At 34.2% G+C, this 19,476-nt stretch carries 22 protein-coding genes; 17 read left to right on the forward strand and 5 right to left on the reverse strand.

Going from position 1 to position 19,476, the window contains the following annotated elements; translation table 11 throughout:
* Window positions 1-117: 117 nt before the first annotated feature.
* The 5 genes from OZP15_RS14385 to xrtF form a co-directional block, all read right to left on the reverse strand.
* Window positions 118-471, reverse strand: coding sequence for a heavy-metal-associated domain-containing protein (locus OZP15_RS14385; RefSeq protein WP_269226171.1), 354 nt, complete (start codon window positions 469-471; stop codon window positions 118-120).
* A 53-nt stretch (window positions 472-524) separates the two neighbouring features.
* Window positions 525-2,552 (reverse strand): TonB-dependent receptor plug domain-containing protein, encoded by a 2,028-nt coding sequence (locus OZP15_RS14390; protein ID WP_269226172.1) that lies wholly within the window; start codon window positions 2,550-2,552, stop codon window positions 525-527.
* A gap of 68 nt (window positions 2,553-2,620) precedes the next feature.
* The gene (locus OZP15_RS14395) at window positions 2,621-3,037 is read right to left on the reverse strand and encodes an HYC_CC_PP family protein (protein ID WP_281336490.1); all 417 of its coding nucleotides are present in this window, start codon (window positions 3,035-3,037) and stop codon (window positions 2,621-2,623) included.
* Between the two features lie 57 nt (window positions 3,038-3,094).
* Entirely contained in the window at window positions 3,095-3,538 is a 444-nt protein-coding gene (locus OZP15_RS14400; protein WP_269226174.1) for an exosortase F system-associated membrane protein, read from the reverse strand.
* The gene (xrtF, locus tag OZP15_RS14405) at window positions 3,516-4,070 is read right to left on the reverse strand and encodes an exosortase family protein XrtF (protein WP_269226175.1); all 555 of its coding nucleotides are present in this window, start codon (window positions 4,068-4,070) and stop codon (window positions 3,516-3,518) included. The genes OZP15_RS14400 and xrtF overlap by 23 nt, the downstream gene beginning before the upstream one ends.
* A gap of 70 nt (window positions 4,071-4,140) precedes the next feature.
* Here xrtF and OZP15_RS14410 point away from each other — a divergent pair, with 70 nt between their 5' ends.
* From OZP15_RS14410 to OZP15_RS14490, 17 genes are all read left to right on the forward strand, one after another.
* Window positions 4,141-4,596, forward strand: coding sequence for a GAF domain-containing protein (locus OZP15_RS14410; protein ID WP_269226176.1), 456 nt, complete (start codon window positions 4,141-4,143; stop codon window positions 4,594-4,596).
* A 131-nt stretch (window positions 4,597-4,727) separates the two neighbouring features.
* On the forward strand, window positions 4,728-5,033 hold the full coding sequence (locus OZP15_RS14415) for a TIGR03643 family protein (protein WP_269226177.1): 306 nt from the start codon (window positions 4,728-4,730) through the stop codon (window positions 5,031-5,033).
* Window positions 5,033-5,431: a DUF2452 domain-containing protein gene (locus OZP15_RS14420; RefSeq protein WP_269226178.1), complete on the forward strand. Its 399-nt coding sequence runs from the start codon at window positions 5,033-5,035 to the stop codon at window positions 5,429-5,431. Before OZP15_RS14415 ends, OZP15_RS14420 begins: the two co-directional genes overlap by 1 nt.
* A gap of 13 nt (window positions 5,432-5,444) precedes the next feature.
* Window positions 5,445-6,083 carry a flavin reductase family protein gene (locus tag OZP15_RS14425; protein WP_269226179.1) on the forward strand — a complete coding sequence of 213 codons (639 nt, stop codon included), beginning with the start codon at window positions 5,445-5,447 and terminating at the stop codon, window positions 6,081-6,083.
* A 16-nt stretch (window positions 6,084-6,099) separates the two neighbouring features.
* Complete coding sequence (locus OZP15_RS14430) at window positions 6,100-7,608, forward strand: cryptochrome/deoxyribodipyrimidine photo-lyase family protein (protein WP_269226180.1); 1,509 nt, start codon at window positions 6,100-6,102, stop codon at window positions 7,606-7,608.
* The gene (locus OZP15_RS14435; protein WP_269226181.1) at window positions 7,574-7,711 is read left to right on the forward strand and encodes a DUF2256 domain-containing protein; all 138 of its coding nucleotides are present in this window, start codon (window positions 7,574-7,576) and stop codon (window positions 7,709-7,711) included. Before OZP15_RS14430 ends, OZP15_RS14435 begins: the two co-directional genes overlap by 35 nt.
* Before the next feature lie 74 nt (window positions 7,712-7,785).
* A complete protein-coding gene (locus OZP15_RS14440; protein ID WP_281336491.1) occupies window positions 7,786-9,321 on the forward strand; it encodes a cryptochrome/photolyase family protein in 1,536 nt (511 codons plus the stop codon).
* Window positions 9,321-10,610, forward strand: coding sequence for a DASH family cryptochrome (locus tag OZP15_RS14445; protein WP_281336492.1), 1,290 nt, complete (start codon window positions 9,321-9,323; stop codon window positions 10,608-10,610). Before OZP15_RS14440 ends, OZP15_RS14445 begins: the two co-directional genes overlap by 1 nt.
* A gap of 81 nt (window positions 10,611-10,691) precedes the next feature.
* Window positions 10,692-11,132, forward strand: coding sequence for a toxin-antitoxin system YwqK family antitoxin (locus OZP15_RS14450; RefSeq protein ID WP_269226183.1), 441 nt, complete (start codon window positions 10,692-10,694; stop codon window positions 11,130-11,132).
* Window positions 11,111-11,656 carry an energy transducer TonB gene (locus OZP15_RS14455; RefSeq protein ID WP_269226184.1) on the forward strand — a complete coding sequence of 182 codons (546 nt, stop codon included), beginning with the start codon at window positions 11,111-11,113 and terminating at the stop codon, window positions 11,654-11,656. The genes OZP15_RS14450 and OZP15_RS14455 overlap by 22 nt, the downstream gene beginning before the upstream one ends.
* A 105-nt stretch (window positions 11,657-11,761) precedes the next feature.
* Window positions 11,762-12,031: a 30S ribosomal protein S15 gene (gene rpsO / locus OZP15_RS14460; RefSeq protein WP_269226185.1), complete on the forward strand. Its 270-nt coding sequence runs from the start codon at window positions 11,762-11,764 to the stop codon at window positions 12,029-12,031.
* Window positions 12,032-12,250: 219 nt separating this feature from the next.
* On the forward strand, window positions 12,251-14,386 hold the full coding sequence (locus OZP15_RS14465) for a polyribonucleotide nucleotidyltransferase (protein WP_269226186.1): 2,136 nt from the start codon (window positions 12,251-12,253) through the stop codon (window positions 14,384-14,386).
* 334 nt (window positions 14,387-14,720) lie between these two features.
* The gene (locus OZP15_RS14470) at window positions 14,721-15,851 is read left to right on the forward strand and encodes a BT3233 family polysaccharide utilization protein (RefSeq protein WP_281336493.1); all 1,131 of its coding nucleotides are present in this window, start codon (window positions 14,721-14,723) and stop codon (window positions 15,849-15,851) included.
* Window positions 15,852-16,073: 222 nt separating this feature from the next.
* Complete coding sequence (locus OZP15_RS14475; protein ID WP_269226188.1) at window positions 16,074-16,466, forward strand: hypothetical protein; 393 nt, start codon at window positions 16,074-16,076, stop codon at window positions 16,464-16,466.
* 44 nt (window positions 16,467-16,510) lie between these two features.
* Window positions 16,511-18,247: a tetratricopeptide repeat-containing sensor histidine kinase gene (locus OZP15_RS14480; RefSeq protein WP_281336494.1), complete on the forward strand. Its 1,737-nt coding sequence runs from the start codon at window positions 16,511-16,513 to the stop codon at window positions 18,245-18,247.
* Window positions 18,240-18,986, forward strand: a complete 747-nt coding sequence (locus OZP15_RS14485; protein WP_269226191.1) for a LytR/AlgR family response regulator transcription factor — start codon at window positions 18,240-18,242, stop codon at window positions 18,984-18,986. Before OZP15_RS14480 ends, OZP15_RS14485 begins: the two co-directional genes overlap by 8 nt.
* Before the next feature lie 174 nt (window positions 18,987-19,160).
* Complete coding sequence (locus OZP15_RS14490) at window positions 19,161-19,406, forward strand: hypothetical protein (protein ID WP_269226192.1); 246 nt, start codon at window positions 19,161-19,163, stop codon at window positions 19,404-19,406.
* The last annotated feature ends 70 nt before the right edge of the window (window positions 19,407-19,476 follow it).

Raw genomic sequence — 19,476 nt, forward strand, 5'->3', positions numbered from 1 at the left:
ATTGTTTACCAAAACAGCATCATTAAAACAGTGTATTTCTGCCTTTTTAGTAAAACTTTAATACAATTCATTTTTCCTTAAACTTATCGTAACTCATTAAAAGAAAATCAAAAGAATCTATTTCTTAATTTCCTCTCTTTCGTATTGACAACAATGGTGCAATTTATCGTAAGTTTCTTGTGTTGATCGTACTTCTCCAGCATCATGACCTACTTTGGCCACAGCCTTTTTGACTTCACTGATCGAAGTTTTTTCTTCATTAAGAGTTACGTCTAATTTATGGGTTTCGATATTCCAATTGGCCATTTTTACGCCAGCTACAGAGAAAGCCGCTTTTTGAATGCGTCTTTGGCATTGTTCGCAATTACCGTTTACCATAACGGTATATTTGGCGTTTTTATTCTTTTTAGCTTGTGCTTGTGTAGAAAGTGCTACCATTAGTAACATCATTCCTAAAAAAATATTTTTCATAATTTAATTTCTTTAATTGTTATTGAAATTGATTTTTGCAATTCTCATTGCCCTTATTTTATTTTATATCGAAGCCCCGCATAATACATTTGTCCAAAAACTGGCGCATAAACAATAGAAGCATCAAATGTAGAACCAAAAGGATTTTCGCTACCCACAATCGCTTTTTCTTGTCTATAGTTTCCAATGTTTTCACCGCCAACATAGACTTCAAAAGTAGGAGAAAAAATTCTAGTAATTTGGGTATTCATCAAAGAATAAGAAGGCGAATATTCTGGAAGCCTATCTTCCACTGGATTTGATGCCGTTTCTGGTAATTTTTGTTCGCCCATCCAATTGTAAGTGAAATCAAATTTCCACTGTTTTCCTTTGTCATCAATGTGGGTTTCATAAGCTACATTTCCAAAAAAGCGATGTTTGGCTTGCAAAGGTCTTTCGCTTCTTCCACTCAAATAATCGGTTTGAATGTCGTAATATTTATAAGCGGTTCTTAAATCAAGATGTTTTGCCAATTCTACATTAAAGTCTAATTGCAAACTATTAGCAAAAGATTTCCCATCTAAATTGTAGAATAAAGCCTGATGCGTCCCTGGAATCACTGTCGGCGTATATAAATCGACCACTACTTGATTTTTGAAATCGGTTCTGTAAAGGTCAAAACCAGCATCGACTTTTTTACCAAAAACAAAAAATCCTTGATTGAAACTCAAGCCGTAATTCCAAGCGATTTCAGGATCTAGACCATAAATTTTTCCGTTGGAATCCAAAATTTCAAAAGCTCTAGAACTCGCAAAAAGAGGCTGATTTTCAGCAAAAATATTGGCAGAACGTTTTCCTCTTCCTGCCGAAGCTCGCAAAACGCCTTTCGCCCAAGGATTGTATCGGGCGTGTAATCTTGGTGTAACAAAAACTCCTAAACGATTGTGATTATCGATTCGTCCACCAGCTATAAAACTAAAATTTGAACTGTTGTCAAATGTGTATTCAAAGAAAGCCCCAACGGAGTTATCAATTCTGCTATAATCCGTCACGTTCACAAATTCCTGATACTTATCGTAAGTAAAGTTCAAACCCGTTGCAAATTTGTTCATCGTGTTATTGATAATCGAGTTGAAAATCAAATTCGAATAATAACTACTTTGTTTGATGTTGTATTGGTTCAAACCAAAATAAGAATCTTGATTGTGACTGTCAAAAGCGTTTTGAAAGCCAATACTTTGATACGGCATTTCTGGAAAAACATAACCCAGTTTAGCCGATACATTAAAACGCTCCGTGTTGATTTCGGAACCCCAAAAACTAGTCGTTCCTTTATCTTTCTTTGGGTCAAAATCCATTTCACCCGTTTGTTTTTCGTCATTCATATAACGGAAATTGATAAAACTTACCCAGCCTTTCTCGGCATCGGTATATTGCCAACGATTCAAAACATTGATTTGTTTTGCCAATGGATTGTCCAAAAAACCATCGTCATTCATATCGTTTTTGGCAATTCGGGTATTGCCATGAACGAACATACTACTCGCCCATTTATCTGAAATTTTGGTATTGAAATGCGTATTCAATTCAAAACGGCTGTCGGTCGAACCATAAGCATTCAAGAAAAAAGGAATGTCATTGACCGGTTTAATTAATTCGGTGTTGATTTGTCCCGAAATACTTTCGTAGCCGTTGACAACACTACCCGCTCCTTTTGTGATTTGGATACTTTCGACCCAAGTTCCCGGCGTAAAAGAAAGTCCGTAGGCTTGAGAAGCACCTCGAACTGATGGAATATTTTCTTCAGTAATCATCAAATACGGACTGGTCAAACCTAGCATTTTGATTTGCTTGGTTCCCGTCAAAGCATCCGAAAAATTCACATCGATTGAAGGATTGGTTTCAAAGCTTTCGGCGAGATTACAACAAGCCGCTTTGAGCAATTCCTTACTGGTTAGCAAGGTTGTGTTTGCCGTAATCTTCGAAGATTTTTGCAAACTTTTACGCTGCGATTGTACTTTTACTTCTAGCAAACTGTCTTGCGAATAAGAATTGAAGACACAAAACAGCATCAATAAAAGTATTGAAATTTGTTTTTTCATTATATAGATTTTAATGTTTTTAAAAGAGTTTCAAACCAACGAAGGCTTGATCTTAATAAACATTAGAATCAGACGTAGAAAATGTATTGATGGTATAATTGAAACAGCGGCGGCGCATTGGCATCGCAATAATAAGAAGTGATTTCGCTGCTTTTGAAATTGGAAGTTTTAGCAAAAACAATAGGTTTCCATTCTTCGAATAAGAAAACAAAATTAGAGTGAAAGGCAATAGAAGTTACAGTAGTATTTTCGGATTTCTTTTGGAATTTCAACACTTTATCCTTGCAACAACTGTCTTTTTTTTCAATACTAGCAGTAGCTTTCGGAGGACAACAACTTATGTCTTGGAGTTCAGCTTTTTTCCAGAAAACAGGTTTTACAGAAGCTATTTCTCCTCCGCAATAATGCACATCTATAGCAAATCCCACATTGGAAACCAACAGGAATAAAGCTAGAAAAATACTAATGTGCTTTTTGAAGTTCATTGTGCAAAATTAAAGCTTTATTCAAAAACCGAAACCAATTTTTTGTTAAAATAAAAATTACTGATTTTGCTTTTGAAAATAAAAAGCAGGCAAAAACAACAGCAAAAAAATAGGTTGAATCAGAAATCGTCGAATATAAAATAATGGCATTTTACTGGTTTCTCCAATAAAATTGAGTACCAAAAAGAAAGCAACAATAAGAATTACAAAAAACAAAACATATAAAATTGAGGCAAATTTAATGGCTTCTAAATCTTTGAAAGCTACATAAATTATAGCCAAAGAGATTATAGTATTTAAAAAATATCGAAAAGCAATTCCGAAAAATAAGGAAACAGTATTGATTTCTGGCAAAGGTAAACTGTAGTATTCTTTTTTGAAATAGACCAAAAAAGGATCGTAAAACAAAACACTTTCATAAGCTCTTACCAAAGCCAACAAAAGCACCAGCAAGATCAGTAACAGAATTTTTACTTTATTATTTAGCAGTTTTTGTAGCATACTTCGAAAATTTATTGACCCAAATAACCCATAAAATAAAAACAACTCCATAGATAAACAATGGAAAAACTACGCCGTGCAGAATATGTTCTTGATGCGGAAAAGAATACAACAAAACACATAAAATAGCAATTCGAGCCACATTCAAAATATGAATGAGTACACTTCCGCCAAGAATGTACAAAACAGTTGCTTTCATTTTTCCCGAAAAAGCAACAATAAAAGAAACAAATAAAATAATCACGCTTAAACCATTGCAACCTTCAATAATACGAGCAATATGTCTTCCATTATAAAATAAATTTACTGCTGCTTCCTTGGTGTTAGGAGTGGTTCTGACATCTGCATCAAAAAATAGCATAACTGATTTGGTTTGTTGGGCAACCAACTCTGTAAAACTATCCGCCTCAAATTTTGACACATCAAACTGACCAAGATAACTCTCATAAACAAAAGTCAAAATCAGATAGGTCACCAGAAACTTTCCTAAAAAAAGCAAAAACGGCTTGTAGAGAATTAAATATTTTTTCAAAACTAAATTTTTAACAAATTTATATAAAATTAAATCATCTGATTCGAATACTTTTACCTAAAAAAAGAATATGACTTTCGAAGAATTAAAACCAAAAGTAACTGAAATCACTTTAAATTCAAGCCTTTCTAGAGAAGAAAAACTCTTGGAAATTTGCAAACTCTTGAGCGATTCTATTTCCTATTATAATTGGGTAGGTTTTTATTTTGCCAATCACGAAACTAAAACACTACATCTTGGTCCCTACATTGGAGCCGAAACAGATCATACTGTAATTCCTTTTGGCAAAGGCATTTGCGGTCAAGTAGCAGTTTCCAATGCCAATTTTGTGGTTCCAGATGTAGCTGCACAAGACAATTATATCGCTTGTAGCTTTACTGTAAAATCAGAAATTGTTGTGCCTCTTTTTGTAAATGGCGAAAACATTGGACAAATCGATATTGACAGCCACGTTCTGAATCCGTTTACAGAAGCTGATGAACGGTTTTTAGAATTTGTGAATGCAGTAATTGCAAAACTGTTTTAAAATACATATCATTTCTCCTCTAATCCGTTACTTCAATTTTGAATAACGGATTTTTTTATTTTAAATATACAATAGAATTTTAAATCTAATTATTTATTTTGTTTATCTTTGTTTTAAATAAGTTAAACAAAATGTCAAACTATCCAATTCCTCTTCCAACAAAAGAATCGCTTTCTGAAATAGCTATTGATCGCATTATCGAAATGGCTTGGGAAGACCGCACCCCTTTTGACGCCATCAAATTTCAATTCGGACTCACAGAAGCCGACGTGAAAGCGTTGATGAAAAAAGAACTCAAATTTTCGAGTTACAAATTGTGGCGAAAGCGTGTCGAGAATTGCAAAACCAAGCATCAAGCCAAACGTTCAGAAAACATAGACCGCTTTAAATGCAACCGACAAAGAGCCATTTCTAGTAATAAAATAAGCAAACGATAATGAAAAAAGAAATACCCGATAATGTTGTTTTTTCGATAGAAAACGGATACAATGCCAGTGTTTTACCTTATGCAACTAGTGTTGGCGCACCAATAATCAAAACAGACGACGTAGTTTCTTGGAAAAACCGAGGCATTAGCAATGTCAACAAAGAGTTTGAAAGCAAATTCAACGAACTGAAACTGCAATACAAAAAATTGATGGACGAATACCAATGGAACGAATTGATTTATAACGCAAAATTTTCATTCGAACCTATTGTTGGCGAAATCTATCATCTGTATTTAAAAGAAGATGGAACTTATTTTTTGTCCATCATTTCACCAAAAGAATGGAACAAAGAACACATCGGAACTTTTCAATTGAATAGCGACAAAAAATGGATTCACATAAATTAAAAGACATCAAAAAATGAAAAAACACATTTCTTTTGAGGAAATACAGAAGATGGAAAAACAAAAAAGAGTCCATTTTATTAACAGTTTGGGCGGATTCAAAAGTGTCTCTTTGTTAGGAACTATCAATAATGAAGGACAAACCAATCTGGGAATTTTTAGTTCCATTTTTCATATTGGTGCCAATCCGGCTTTGATTGCTTTGCTTTTTAGACCAAGTCCACCAGAGCGTGACACGCTGCGAAATATCATGGAAACTGGTTTTTATACCATCAATCACATCAACGAAAATATATACCAACAAGCACACCAAACCTCGGCTCGATATAATCCTGATATTTCTGAATTTAACGCAACTGGATTGCAAGCAGTATATAAAAACAACTTCAAAGCGCCTTTTGTTGCAGAAAGTAACGTTCAATTTGGCGTTGAATTCAAAGAGCGAATCGATATTGCTATCAACAATACCATAATGATTATTGGCGAAATCAAAGAAGTGTATGTTCCTGAAAACTGCCTTAACGAAGATGGATTTATAGATCTCGAAAAGGCAAATACCATCACTTGTTCAGGATTGGATAGTTATCACAAAACCGTTCAATTAGACCGTTTGAGCTATGCAAAACCTGATAAAGAATTAACTTCTCTTTTATAAAAAACACCGCAAAAAATTGAATAAACCCGCCATCAATATTGTTTGGTTCAAACGCGACTTACGTTTCTTTGACAACGAAGCTTTGTTTCATGCCCATCAATCTGGATTACCTTTATTGTTGGTTTATTTTTTTGAACCATCGGTTATGAATTATGATGATGCTGATGTGCGGCATTGGCGGTTTATTTACGAATCCATTCAAGATTTACAACTAAAATTGAACATTTTTGATACTGAAATTTACTTTTTTCACAATGAAGTAGAAACTGTTTTTCAAGAATTAATCAAAAATTTTGAAATCAACGCCGTTTTTTCGCACCAAGAAATTGGCAACAAATTGACTTTCGACAGAGACATTTCGATGCAAAAATTCTTTAATGATAAAAACATTGTCTGGAAAGAATTTCAACTGCACGGCGTAATTCGAAAACTAAAATCAAGAAGCGATTGGGACAAACGTTGGGAAAACGTAATGCGAGCCGAACCAAAAATTGTAAAAGAATCTGAATTGAATTTGGTATCATTGGATTTAGATTTTTATAACCAAATTAAAGGAGCCAATTTGCCAACAGAAATCACAACTCCCAACAAAAATTTCCAGCAAGGAGGCGAAGATTTGGCCTGGCGGTATCTGAACAGTTTTGTCAAAGAACGCTATGTCAATTACAGCAAACACATCTCGAAACCGGCTTTGAGCCGAACTGGTTGTAGTAGATTGTCGCCATATCTAGCTTACGGAAACATCAGTATGCGAGCCGTTTATCAATACACGAATCAGTTTTATGAAACTGCCAAAAACAAGCGAGCCATTCTCAATTTTGTATCAAGATTACACTGGCATTGTCATTTTATGCAAAAATTTGAAGACGAATGCCGAATGGAATTTGAAAACGTCAATCGGGCTTATGATGTTTTAATTAAACCCAAAAACGAAGCCTATATCAAGGCTTGGCAAGAAGGCAAAACGGGCGTTCCTATTGTTGATGCGTGTATGCGATGCTTGGTTGCAACGGGTTATATTAACTTTAGAATGCGGGCAATGGTGGTTTCGTTTTTCACTTTTAATCTTTGGCAAGATTGGCGGGAATTGCATTTTTTGGCACGACAATTTTTGGATTACGAACCCGGAATTCACTATCCGCAAATTCAAATGCAATCAGGAACAACGGGTATTAACACGATTCGAATTTACAGTCCGATAAAAAACTCGCAAGAACATGATTCGGAAGGGGTTTTTATCAAAAAATGGTTGCCCGAATTAGCCGAAATTCCAGTTGACTTATTACACGAACCATGGAAGATGAACGAATTAGAACAACAATTTTATAATTGTAAAATAGGAGTTTATTATCCTGAACCCATTGTAAACATTGAAGAAACCCGAAAATATGCCAGCGATATCGTGTGGAGTTTCCGCAAAAAAGACGAAGTAAAACAAGAAGGCAAGCGAATTTTGCAAAAACACGTTTCGAACCCTAATAAACCCAAAAATGCGAGGAGTAAAAAAACAAAACCTACCCCATAAAATTTGTATCGTTTGCCAAAAACCATTCGCTTGGCGCAAAAAATGGGAAAAAGTTTGGGACGAAGTGAAGTATTGTAGTGATAAATGTAGAATGAATGAATAAATAAAAAATTAGCCGCAGATTCGCAGATTTAATTCATTTTAAAATCTGTGAATCTGCGGCAAATAAACAACAAAATGTCAAAAACCCTACGATTAATACTCGGCGATCAACTCAACAGCAATCATTCTTGGTTTCAAACCGTAGATGATTCCGTCACTTATGTATTGATGGAAATCCGTTCCGAAACCGATTATGCCACACATCACATACAGAAAATTACAGCCTTCTTTGCGGCTATGCGAAATTTTGCTAACGAATTAAAATCAAAAAAGCATCAGGTCATTTATTTGCATTTGAATGATGCTGACAACTTGCAAACCTTTGACAAAAACATTCAATATCTTATAGACAAACATCAATTTACCAATTTCGAATACCAATTGCCCGATGAATTCCGATTGGATGAATTATTGAAAAACTTTTGCAAAACGCTCTCGATTCCAACAAAAACATTCGATTCGGAGCATTTTATGAGTTCGAGAAACGAATTGGGTGCTTTTTTTGAAGGGAAGAAAACATTCTTGATGGAAAGTTTTTATCATAAAATGCGAAAAAAACACAACGTATTGATGCAAGGCGACAAACCGCTAACTGGAAAATGGAATTATGATGGCGATAATCGTAAAAAATTACCCAAAAACCACAAACCCACTTCGCCCCTAGTTTTCGATAATGATGTTTCGAAAATAGTTTCAGAAATTAATAAAACCGACATCAAAACCATTGGAACCATTGATGCCACAAATTTTGTTTGGCCTATAAACAGAAGTCAATCGCTAGAGTTATTAGATTTTTTTGTTAGGGAATGTTTATCGCTCTTTGGAAGTTATCAAGATGCGATGACACCCAACGAATGGTCTTTGTATCATTCTCGGATTTCGTTTTCGATGAACATTAAAATGATTTCGCCACAAGAAGTTATTGAAAAAGCTATAGAAGAATGGAAAAATCGCCCCGACGAAATAGAATACAACCAACTCGAAGGATTTGTGCGACAAATTATTGGTTGGCGCGAATATATGCGAGGCATTTATTGGTACAAAATGCCCGAATTTGCTACGATGAATTACTTTGATAATCAAGAAAAATTGCCCGATTGGTTCTGGACGGGTAAAACCAAAATGAATTGCCTCAAAGACGCCATCAGTCAATCCTTGAAATTTGCTTACGCCCATCACATTCAGCGATTGATGATTACTGGGAATTTTGCGCTCTTGGCTGGAGTTCATCCTGATGAAGTAGACGCTTGGTATTTGGGCATTTACATTGACGCTATCGAATGGGTCGAAATTACCAACACCCGTGGCATGAGCCAGTTTGCCGATGGAGGAATTGTAGGAACAAAACCCTATGTAAGTTCGGCTTCTTATATTGACAAAATGAGTCATTATTGTGGTTCGTGTTTTTATAAAAAAGCAGTAAAAACAGGCGATAAAGCGTGTCCGTTGAATAGTTTGTATTGGAATTTTTATGATAAAAACGAAGACAAACTGGGCAAAAATCCTAGAATTGGAATGATGTACAATGTATGGCGCAAAATGCAGCCCGAAGCCAAAGCCGAATTGTTACAACAAGCCGATTATTATTTAAAAAACATAAATGATTTGTAATGAAAACAGCATTAGTTTGGTTCAAAACCGATTTACGTCTTGCCGATAACGAAACACTAATTAAAGCCATTGCGCAAAGCGAGAAAATAATTCCTGTCTATTGTTTAGACGATTCTCATTTTGAAACTACCCCTTATGGATTTCATAAAACAGGAAGTTTCAGGGCACAATTTTTATTGGAGTCGTTGAAAGATTTAGATAAGAATTTGAGAGCTTTAGGCTCTGGATTGGTAGTTATAAAAGGCAAACCCGAAATAGAAATTCCCAAGCTAGTACAACACTATCGAGCACAAAAAGTCTTTGCCAAAAGAGAAGTCGCCTTTGAAGAAAAACAAACCGAAAAACGAGTTCAAGAAGAATTATTCAAATTGCGATGCGAATTAGAAACCTTCAGCACCAGCACTTTGTATCACGCAGAAGATTTGCCTTTTTCGATAAAAAACATACCCGATGTGTTTACCAGTTTCAGAAAAAAAACCGAACAAGATGCTGTAATTAGAAAACCTTTTTCCAAACCACTGCAAATTTATTCGCCAGAAATACCTGCATTGGAATTGCCTGACTTAAAAAAGTTGGGTTTAAAAAAAATGAAGAAAGATAGTCGTGCCGCCATTACTTTCAAAGGAGGCGAAAACGAAGCTTTAAAAAGATTGAATCATTATTTTTATGACACCAAATTTTTATCCAATTACAAAGAAACCCGCAACGGAATGATTGGAGCGGATTATTCGTCTAAATTTTCGGCATGGTTGGCTATGGGTTGTATTTCGCCACGTTTTATTTATGAGGAAATCAAAAAATACGAGAAACAATTTGGTGCAAACGATTCTACCTATTGGTTGGTTTTCGAATTATTATGGCGTGATTTCTTTCGATTTATGTTCAAAAAGCATCAAACGAAATTCTTTTTATATGAAGGCATAAAAACCGAAAAACAGAACTCCAAATTTTTGAACCAAAAACTACTTTCGCAATGGATAAACGGCACAACAGCTTCTGATTTTATCAATGCCAACATGATTGAATTAAAGCAAACTGGTTTTATGAGCAATCGAGGACGTCAAAATGTAGCGAGTTATTTTTGCAACGAACTCAATATGGATTGGCGACTGGGAGCGGCTTATTTTGAAGAACAATTAATTGATTATGATGTGTGCAGCAATTGGGGCAACTGGGCTTATTTGGCTGGAGTTGGCAACGATCCTCGTGGACATCGGTATTTCAATATCGAAAAACAAGCTGCGGATTATGACAAAAAAAAGGAATTCAGGAAATTGTGGTTGCAATAGTTAATGCGAAATAAATTACAATTAATTTTTTATTTGTAGTACTAAAATTAGTACATTCGCTTTTTAACTAACCATCTTTTTATGAAATCAATTTTATTTTCGATTCTATTTCTTTTAGTGCCAAAATTGGCTGTTTCACAAGTTTCAAAAACCAACGAATTAAATCTCTCCACAACTGACAAATTTGTTTATCTGGATTCAATAAGCCAACCAACAAAATCAGACGATTATGTTTACATAAGAGTCATCAAAGATTCTAAATTACCGTTGAAAAGCTATACTGTTCAGGAGTATTACCGTTCTGGCGAAATTCGAATGGAAGGAACTTCAACCAATAACACTGGAAACTCAAAAGAAGGAATATTAACTTACTATCATAAAAACGGTAATAAAAAATCACTAACCAATTATGTTAAAGGTCGTGAGAACGGGATTGATCTTGAATGGTATGAAAATGGTTCCAAGAAATTAGAAGGAGAATACATTGAGGATGAAAAAAAATGGCTCCGATACGAAAAATAAATCAATTTTGGAACAAAAATGGAGAACAAAAAATTGTGAATGGCAATGGTCTTTTCGAAGACAAAGATGAAAATGAATATTTAAAAGGAGAATTAAAAAATGGTTTTAAAGAAAATCTATGGGAAGGTTCACTTAAAAATTCACAAATTACATATAAAGAAACTTATAAAAACGGAAAATTAATTTCAGGTCAAAGTGTAGACAAAAACAACATATCTTATAATTATACCGAAATTGAGACTAAACCAGAATACAAATCGGGAATTATGGGTTTTTACAAATATGTTTCCAAAAACTACAGATTACCAAATATGCCTAAAGGCACCAAAGGAAAAGTCTATGTTACATTTGTAGTAGACAAAGATGGAAAAATAGCAGAACCAAAAGTATTAAAAGATATAGGTTACGGAACAGGCGAAGAAGCGATAAGAATCTTAAATAATTGTGACGATTGGATTCCTGCTCAACAAAGAGGACAAAAAGTAAGATGCTCCTATTCATTACCTATTAGTCTTCAGAATTAAAATAATTCACACTTCATTACCTATAATCCATAATTATTTTCTACATTTGCGCCCGTCTTACAATAGATGTAAGACATACATAACAATCATTTAAATAATATTAGCATGTACTTAACTAAAGAAGTTAAAGAAGAAATCTTCGCTAAACACGGAGGAAAAGCAGAAAACACAGGATCTGCAGAAGGACAAATCGCACTATTCACTCACAGAATTACGCACCTTACAGAACACTTGAAAAAAAATCGTCACGATTACAACACAGAGCGTTCATTGGTACTATTAGTAGGTAAGAGAAGATCGTTGTTGGATTACTTGAAAAAGAAAGAAATCAACAGATATCGTGAGATTATCAAAGTATTGGGTATTAGAAAATAATCAATATAGTAAAGAGGTGCGAAAGTGCCTCTTTTTTTATTTTAGAATCTACATTTTAAAATTTAGATTTTTAAAAATCAGTAAGCAATATTAATTTTTTGATATTGCTTTTACATTAAAAAAAAGTTTGGTTTTTCATTGGAATACAACAACTACAACTACACAACTACTCTGTCGACAGGCGGAAAACCAATGTAAAATTAAAAAAAGGAAAAATTTATGATTCCACAATTATTTGTAGAAAAAATCGATTTAGGTGATGGCAGAAGCATCACAATCGAGACAGGTCGTTTAGCCAAACAAGCTGACGGATCTGTAGTAGTAAGAATGGGCGACACGATGATTCTTGCAACAGCAGTTTCAGCTCGTAGCGCTAACCCAGCGGTAGATTTTCTGCCATTAACGGTAGATTACCGCGAAAAATTTGCAGCAGCTGGTCGTTTCCCAGGAGGTTTCTTCAAAAGAGAAGCTCGTCCAAGCGACAGCGAAGTATTAACCATGAGATTAGTGGATCGTGTTTTACGTCCGCTTTTCCCAGACGATTACCATGCTGAAACACAAGTGATGATTCAGTTGATGTCTCATGACGAAGAAGTGATGCCAGACGCATTAGCAGGTTTAGCTGCCTCTGCTGCATTAGCAGTTTCAGATATTCCTTTTTACAATTTGATTTCAGAAGTTCGTGTTGCACGTATCGACGGGAAATTTGTAATCAACCCAAGCAGAGAAGACCTAGCAAAATCTGATATCGACATGATGATTGGTGCTTCTATGGATTCTGTTGCGATGGTTGAAGGAGAAATGAAAGAAATCTCGGAAGCTGAAATGGTAGAAGCCATTAAATTTGCTCACGAAGCTATCAAAGTTCAAATTAAAGCACAATATCGTTTACAAGAGGCTTTTGGTAAAAAAGAAACTCGTACTTACGAAGGCGAAAAAGAAAACGAAGAAATATACAAAAAAGTAAAAGCTGCCGCTTACGATAAAATTTATAATATCGCCAAAGTTGGTTCGGCTAAACACGAAAGAAGTGCTGCGTTTGCAGAAGTAAAAGAGGAAGTAAAAGCTTTATTTACTGATGAAGAATTAGCTGCTGACGGTGATTTAGTTTCAAAATACTTCTACAAAACTAACAAAGAAGCAGTTCGTAACGTAGTATTAGAATTAGGAATTCGTTTAGACGGTAGAAAAACTACAGATATCAGACCAATATGGTGTGAAACTGACTATTTACCAAGAGTTCACGGTTCTTCATTGTTTACTCGTGGAGAAACGCAAGCTTTGGCTACCGTAACTTTAGGAACTTCAAGAGAAGCTAACCAAATAGATTCTCCATCTGAACAAGGTGAAGAGAAATTCTACTTGCACTATAACTTCCCTCCTTTCTCAACTGGTGAAGCAAAACCGTTAAGAGGAACTTCAAGAAGAGAAGTTGGTCACGGTAACTTGGCACAACGTGCTTTGAAAAACATGATTCCTGCTGATTGTCCTTATACTATCCGTATTGTTTCTGAAGTTTTAGAATCGAATGGTTCTTCTTCTATGGCAACAGTTTGTGCTGGAACAATGGCTTTGATGGATGCTGGAGTTCAAATGGTAAAACCAGTTTCTGGAATTGCGATGGGATTGATTACTGACGGCGAAAAATTTGCTGTATTGTCTGATATTTTAGGTGATGAAGATCATTTAGGAGATATGGACTTTAAAGTAACTGGAACAACTGACGGTATTACAGCTTGTCAAATGGACATCAAAATTGATGGATTGCGTTATGACATCATGGAGCAAGCTTTAGAGCAAGCACGTGCTGGACGTTTGCATATTTTAGGAAAATTGACTGAAACGATTGCTGCTCCAAGAGCTGATGTTAAAGCACATTCACCAAAAATCATTACCAGAACTATTCCTGGTAACTTTATTGGTGCTTTGATTGGACCTGGCGGAAAAGTAATTCAAGAATTACAAAAAGCTACTGGAACTACAATCGTTATCAACGAAGTAGATGAGCAAGGAGTTATCGAAATTTTAGGAACTGATCCTGCTGGTATTGAAGCAGTATTGGCTAAAATCCAATCTATTACTTTCAAACCACAAATGGGCGAAGCTTATGAAGTGAAAGTAATCAAAATGCTTGATTTTGGTGCAGTTGTAGAATACACAGCAGCTCCTGGAAATGAAGTATTGCTTCACGTATCTGAACTAGCTTGGGAAAGAACAGAAAATGTTACTGATGTAGTAAATATGGGCGATGTTTTTCAAGTAAAATATTTAGGAGTTGACCCTAAAACTAAAAAAGAAAAAGTGTCAAGAAAAGCCCTTATAGCTAGACCTCCACGTGAGGAGAAAAAAGAGTAATCCAATCTTATAGTTTACTAAAGGTTATTTATAGAAAGCCTCGTTTCATTTAGTTGAAACGAGGTTTTACTTTTTTTAAAACTATCGGAAATAACCACTTCTAAATCAGGTTTTCTTTTACAAACATCCGATTTGATACTCTGATTAACATCCAAGGAACTTATAATTACAAAAATCTAGAATCTTTTTTTTGCTATATTTGACACAGACACTAACTCAATTTACTTTTAAAACATTATGTAACAATGATATCCGAATTGTTAAAAACCATAAATCAAATCCTTACACATAATACTCTAAACAAAGATTAAAGAGATTAAAAAACAACTCACAAATGAAATTTATCAAATTATTTTCTGGACTTGCCTTCCTATTGCCTTTAACTCTTTTAGCACAGTCAAAAGCTACTGTTAGCATCCAAAACAATTTGGTTTTAGACCGAAAAGAAGCTATCGTTTCTATAAAATGGGATGCTATATTATCGCGTTATCCTCAAATAGACACTGCTAATTTTGTAGTTATTAATTCCGTTACCAAAAAACAAATTCCATATCAATTGGAGCACCTTGGACAATCAACTATTCAAAATTTATTAGTTCAAGTGGATGTCAAAGCCAAATCGACACTTTCACTTTCGATACAAAAAGGAAAACCAGAAACTTTTGTTACCAAAACTTATGCTCGTTATGTGCCCGAACGCAAAGATGACTTTGCTTGGGAAAATGACAAAATTGCCTTTAGAGCTTATGGAAAAGCACTCGAAAAAGAAAAAGACAATGCATTTGGTTTTGATGTTTGGGTAAAACGAACCGACCGAATGATTCTTAACGAACGCTATAAACTAGCCGATTATCACGTTGACCATGGTGATGGATTAGACTATTATCAGGTGGGGCTTACATTAGGTGCTGGCAACATGGCGCCTTTTATAAATGATACCATTCGTTATTCTGGAAATTATCAGCAATGGAAAATTCTAGACAATGGACCTTTGCGCACTAGTTTTCAATTGAGTTATAATAGTTGGAATGCTGGTGGAATAAAAACAAGTGCTACAAAAACGATTGCTATCGATGCTGGTTCACAACTCAATCGTGTCGAAAATGTTTATACTTTCAACGATACCAAACCAATGCCAGTTGTAGTAGGAATAATCAAAAGACCTGAAAACGGAGTCATTTCATTAAACGAACAACAAAAAATTATGGGTTATTGGGAACCTACTCTTGGCAAAAATGGCACAACGGCTGTGGGTGTGGTATTGACAACCCCTGTTAGCAAGATGTCGGTTGATGCCACTCAACTCCTAGCAAAAACTACTGTTCAAAGCAACGAACCTATTGTATATTTCACAGGAGCCGCTTGGGACAAGGCTGGAAAAATCACCAACTCAAAAGAATGGTTTGATTATTTGAATAATTTTAATGAGCAAATAAAAAATCCTTTAGTTGTTACTGTAAAATAACTCTTTGCCAATTTCATTAAAATAAATTATGAATCCAAAATCTCGGATACAACTTCTTTGTTCCTTTCAAAAAAACCTTAAACATGTTTTAGTTTAAGGTTTTTTATATAACAGGTCATGAGAATTTAACTTTTAAAACAGTTATTTATTTTACCATTTATTGCAAGAAAAAAAATACCTTTAGCAAAGTAAAAATTAATAACCTTTTAATCTAAAATTAGTATGGCATTTACAGTTTTACAAAATACAAAAATCAATACTGGAGATTTTATTTTCTCCTACCCTGAAACCGTTGTTTATCCAGTAACTCCTTTAGTATCGGCTTTTTTTTATAGCCCAAATGGTGTATTAACACTAAAAATTAGAGCTACTTTATACATCAACTCCGAAGATCAAATCAACCCTACTGTAGAAGAACCTGTAGAATTAGGCACTACTTTGCAAATGTATTTTGATTATGATTTCTCGGAAGAAACGCCAGAGAGCTGTAATGTTTGGTATATAGAAGTAGATTACACTTCAGAAACCGTAGGCAATTTAAATGAAGTAGTATCTTATTTGAAAGATCTTGATCCTGAAACGTCAAAAGGAACAACAATAGTTGTAAAGCCATAAATGGTATTACATTATAGCCTAAAAATAATTTAGTATAAACTTATATGATTCAAAAATCAAGTTTATTATACTTTTCAATTCTATTTTTATTTCCCTTTTTTCTGTTTTCACAAATAACATCTAATATTGATATTATTTCAAAAAGACTTCAAAAAAAAGCAATTGAATATCAACCTGAAGCCAACTTTGTAAAGTCCCAATATTCTTTTTTAAAAAAAGATTGGGACTCTACTCTTATATACACAACAAAACAATTAAGTACTAATACCAATAGAGAAATAGCTGATTATTGCCATTTTTTTAGAGCAAGAATTTTTTATAACAAAGGACTTTACAAAGAAGCTAAAAAAGAATTATTACTAGTTTCTAAAGCATTTGAATTTTCTACATTCACAACAATTAGTTTAGGTAACACATTTTTAGAATTAAGAGACTTTAAAACAGCTATAGTTTATTATAAAACAGCACTCCAATCACCAGATATAAAAAATCAACCTTATAGTTTTGCCAAAATACATGAAGGTTTAGGCACTTGTTATCTGTTTTTAGAAGAATACGATAAAGCGGAAGAATACCTATTGACAAATCTACACAGTAATAAAAATGACCAAGTTCATTTGTATAGTGCATACAATACTCTTGCCAACTTATATTATGTACAAGATAAAAATGCCAAAGCCCTCTACTATTTTGAAAAAGCATATTTACTATCAAAAGAGATAAAAGATGTTGATGTCAAAGAACGAGCTTCTGCGAATCTGGCTGTTTTTGAAGAAAACAGAGGTAACTTCAAGCAAGCATTGATTTATAGAAAAGATGCTGAACAATGGAATGACTCTCTTAACAATCAGAATAAAATATGGGCGGTTGCAGATTTTGAAAAAAAGTTTGCTGTAGCTCAAAAACAAAAACAAATTAAAGTATTGGAAGTAGAAAACCAACTCAAAAATACGCAACGAAATTGGTTGTTTTTCTCGGCGATGGTTTTATTAACCTTACTAACAGCAGGAATTTATCTTTATGCGCAAAAAGTAAAAAATGCTAAAACTATTCTCCTTCAAAAAAACAAACTCGACGAACTCAATGCTACTAAAGATCAATTGTTCTCTATCGTAAGTCATGATTTGCGCTCTTCGGTAAATGCTTTAAAAACTAGTAACTCTAAATTATCTGCAACGCTAGAAACCAAAAATTACGAGGATTTAAACCAACTCATCATTCAAAACAGTGGTATTGCTAACGGAGCTTATAGTTTGCTAGATAATTTATTACACTGGGCGATGTTGCAAACCAAGCAATTGTATTTTCATAAAGAATCGGTGCATTTGCATTCTATCGTGCAACAAATTGAGTATAATTACAAACCTTTGTTACTTGACAAATCCATTAGTTTTGAGAATTCGGTTGCCAAAAATTGCTTTATCTTCGTGGATCTTGATTCGCTAAAAATTGTGCTTCGGAATTTATTAGACAATGCCATCAAATTTTCGAATGAAAATGGAAAAATCAGTTTTTACACCACCGAAAGCAATACTGAATTTTGCCAACTGGTATTAGAAGACAACGGCATCGGAATGAATCAAAATACGATTGACGAATTATTACAAGACAACGAATTATTGGCTAAAAAAAGCAATTCAGAAATTATAGGAACCGGACTCGGAATGCAATTGTGCAAACAAATGATTAAGAAAAATGGCGGTACAATAAACATAGAAAGCCAACCCAACAAAGGCACAAAAATGATACTTTTGTTACCAAAAACAGCACAAAATGGATAATATCAACATACTAATTATAGAAGACACGCCTGAACAAAGCGATGCGCTAATCAAAGTATTGCTCGAAAACAATTATACCGTTGTGGGCGTTGCCAGAAACTTTACAGATGCGCTGAAACTATTTTATGCCAACACGGTTGATATCATCATAATTGATGTTTTTCTGGATGGAAAACCTGACGGAATAACCTTTGCCGAAAGTATCAATATCATTCCGAATGCCTCCAAACCTTTTGTATTTTTGACCAGTTCGCAAGACCGTCAAATATTCGAAAGAGCCAAATTGACCAAACCGTTCAGCTTTTTGATGAAACCTTTCAATGAATTGGAAATTCTATACGCTATAGAAATGGCGGTCGAAAAATTCTACGAACAAACCAATGTTTTCTTGACCGAAGAACAAGACACCGTTATCAGTAATGATTTTCTGTTTATAAAAAAGAAAAATTCACTCAAAAAAGTAGCTTTACAAGACATTCTTTACATAGAAGTAGAAGAACGTTATTGCAACATCATTACCGAAAAAGAAAAATTTGTTATCTTGATTTCGTTGACCAAAATTAGTGCTTTACTCGATGCAACTAAATTCATTCGAACGCATCGCAACACTATTGTAAACACTGATAAAATTGAAGAAATAATTCTGGCTGACAATTTGATTATTCTACAAGGCAATCACAAAATAAACTTAAGTGACACTTATAAAGACTTTATCAAAAAAATGAATATTTTGTCTTAAACAAAATTTTAATCTAACATACAATTCACTAAATCTTCCTCGAAACGGGAAGATTTTTTGCTTTAAATAAATCTCCATTTCATGACAGTAAAAACCCGTTTCATGACAATTTAAAAAAGCAAAGCCTAGAAGCAAACTACTTTTGAAGTGTACAATTAATAACAACCCATTATTATGACAACAAATAACACTTTAGAAATGATAAAGCTATTCTCTATCCTTCAAAAAATAATAACAAATCCTTACGTAGGCGTTGTTGCTTCCTTACTACTGATTGTTCCAAGTTTATACATTATTCTGGAAGACATAAGCGTAATTAGAAAAGAATATATACTTCTAGCCATTGGATTGCCTTTGTACATCAAATCGCTAAACACGATATTCGACGATATTCTAAACCTCAACAAAGACCGCTTTTAAATAGAAAAATACTTAAAAAAAGTTCTACTGGCAATTTGTGTGCAACACAAAAAATTTAAACCATTAAATC

The sequence above is a fragment of the Flavobacterium eburneipallidum genome (assembly GCF_027111355.2).
GTDB lineage: Bacteria > Bacteroidota > Bacteroidia > Flavobacteriales > Flavobacteriaceae > Flavobacterium > Flavobacterium eburneipallidum.

Coding starts and splice junctions, on each gene's coding strand:
- OZP15_RS14450 (WP_269226183.1), top strand. CDS start 10,692: ATGAAATCAATTTTATTTTCGATTCTATTTCTTTTAGTGCCAAAATTG.
- OZP15_RS14440 (WP_281336491.1), top strand. CDS start 7,786: ATGTCAAAAACCCTACGATTAATACTCGGCGATCAACTCAACAGCAAT.
- OZP15_RS14445 (WP_281336492.1), top strand. CDS start 9,321: ATGAAAACAGCATTAGTTTGGTTCAAAACCGATTTACGTCTTGCCGAT.
- OZP15_RS14425 (WP_269226179.1), top strand. CDS start 5,445: ATGAAAAAACACATTTCTTTTGAGGAAATACAGAAGATGGAAAAACAA.
- OZP15_RS14390 (WP_269226172.1), bottom strand. CDS start 2,552: ATGAAAAAACAAATTTCAATACTTTTATTGATGCTGTTTTGTGTCTTC.
- OZP15_RS14475 (WP_269226188.1), top strand. CDS start 16,074: ATGGCATTTACAGTTTTACAAAATACAAAAATCAATACTGGAGATTTT.
- OZP15_RS14470 (WP_281336493.1), top strand. CDS start 14,721: ATGAAATTTATCAAATTATTTTCTGGACTTGCCTTCCTATTGCCTTTA.
- OZP15_RS14385 (WP_269226171.1), bottom strand. CDS start 471: ATGAAAAATATTTTTTTAGGAATGATGTTACTAATGGTAGCACTTTCT.
- OZP15_RS14455 (WP_269226184.1), top strand. CDS start 11,111: ATGGCTCCGATACGAAAAATAAATCAATTTTGGAACAAAAATGGAGAA.
- OZP15_RS14415 (WP_269226177.1), top strand. CDS start 4,728: ATGTCAAACTATCCAATTCCTCTTCCAACAAAAGAATCGCTTTCTGAA.
- OZP15_RS14480 (WP_281336494.1), top strand. CDS start 16,511: ATGATTCAAAAATCAAGTTTATTATACTTTTCAATTCTATTTTTATTT.
- OZP15_RS14465 (WP_269226186.1), top strand. CDS start 12,251: ATGATTCCACAATTATTTGTAGAAAAAATCGATTTAGGTGATGGCAGA.
- OZP15_RS14395 (WP_281336490.1), bottom strand. CDS start 3,037: ATGAACTTCAAAAAGCACATTAGTATTTTTCTAGCTTTATTCCTGTTG.
- OZP15_RS14400 (WP_269226174.1), bottom strand. CDS start 3,538: ATGCTACAAAAACTGCTAAATAATAAAGTAAAAATTCTGTTACTGATC.
- rpsO (WP_269226185.1), top strand. CDS start 11,762: ATGTACTTAACTAAAGAAGTTAAAGAAGAAATCTTCGCTAAACACGGA.
- OZP15_RS14435 (WP_269226181.1), top strand. CDS start 7,574: ATGCGAGGAGTAAAAAAACAAAACCTACCCCATAAAATTTGTATCGTT.
- OZP15_RS14490 (WP_269226192.1), top strand. CDS start 19,161: ATGACAACAAATAACACTTTAGAAATGATAAAGCTATTCTCTATCCTT.
- OZP15_RS14420 (WP_269226178.1), top strand. CDS start 5,033: ATGAAAAAAGAAATACCCGATAATGTTGTTTTTTCGATAGAAAACGGA.
- OZP15_RS14485 (WP_269226191.1), top strand. CDS start 18,240: ATGGATAATATCAACATACTAATTATAGAAGACACGCCTGAACAAAGC.
- OZP15_RS14410 (WP_269226176.1), top strand. CDS start 4,141: ATGACTTTCGAAGAATTAAAACCAAAAGTAACTGAAATCACTTTAAAT.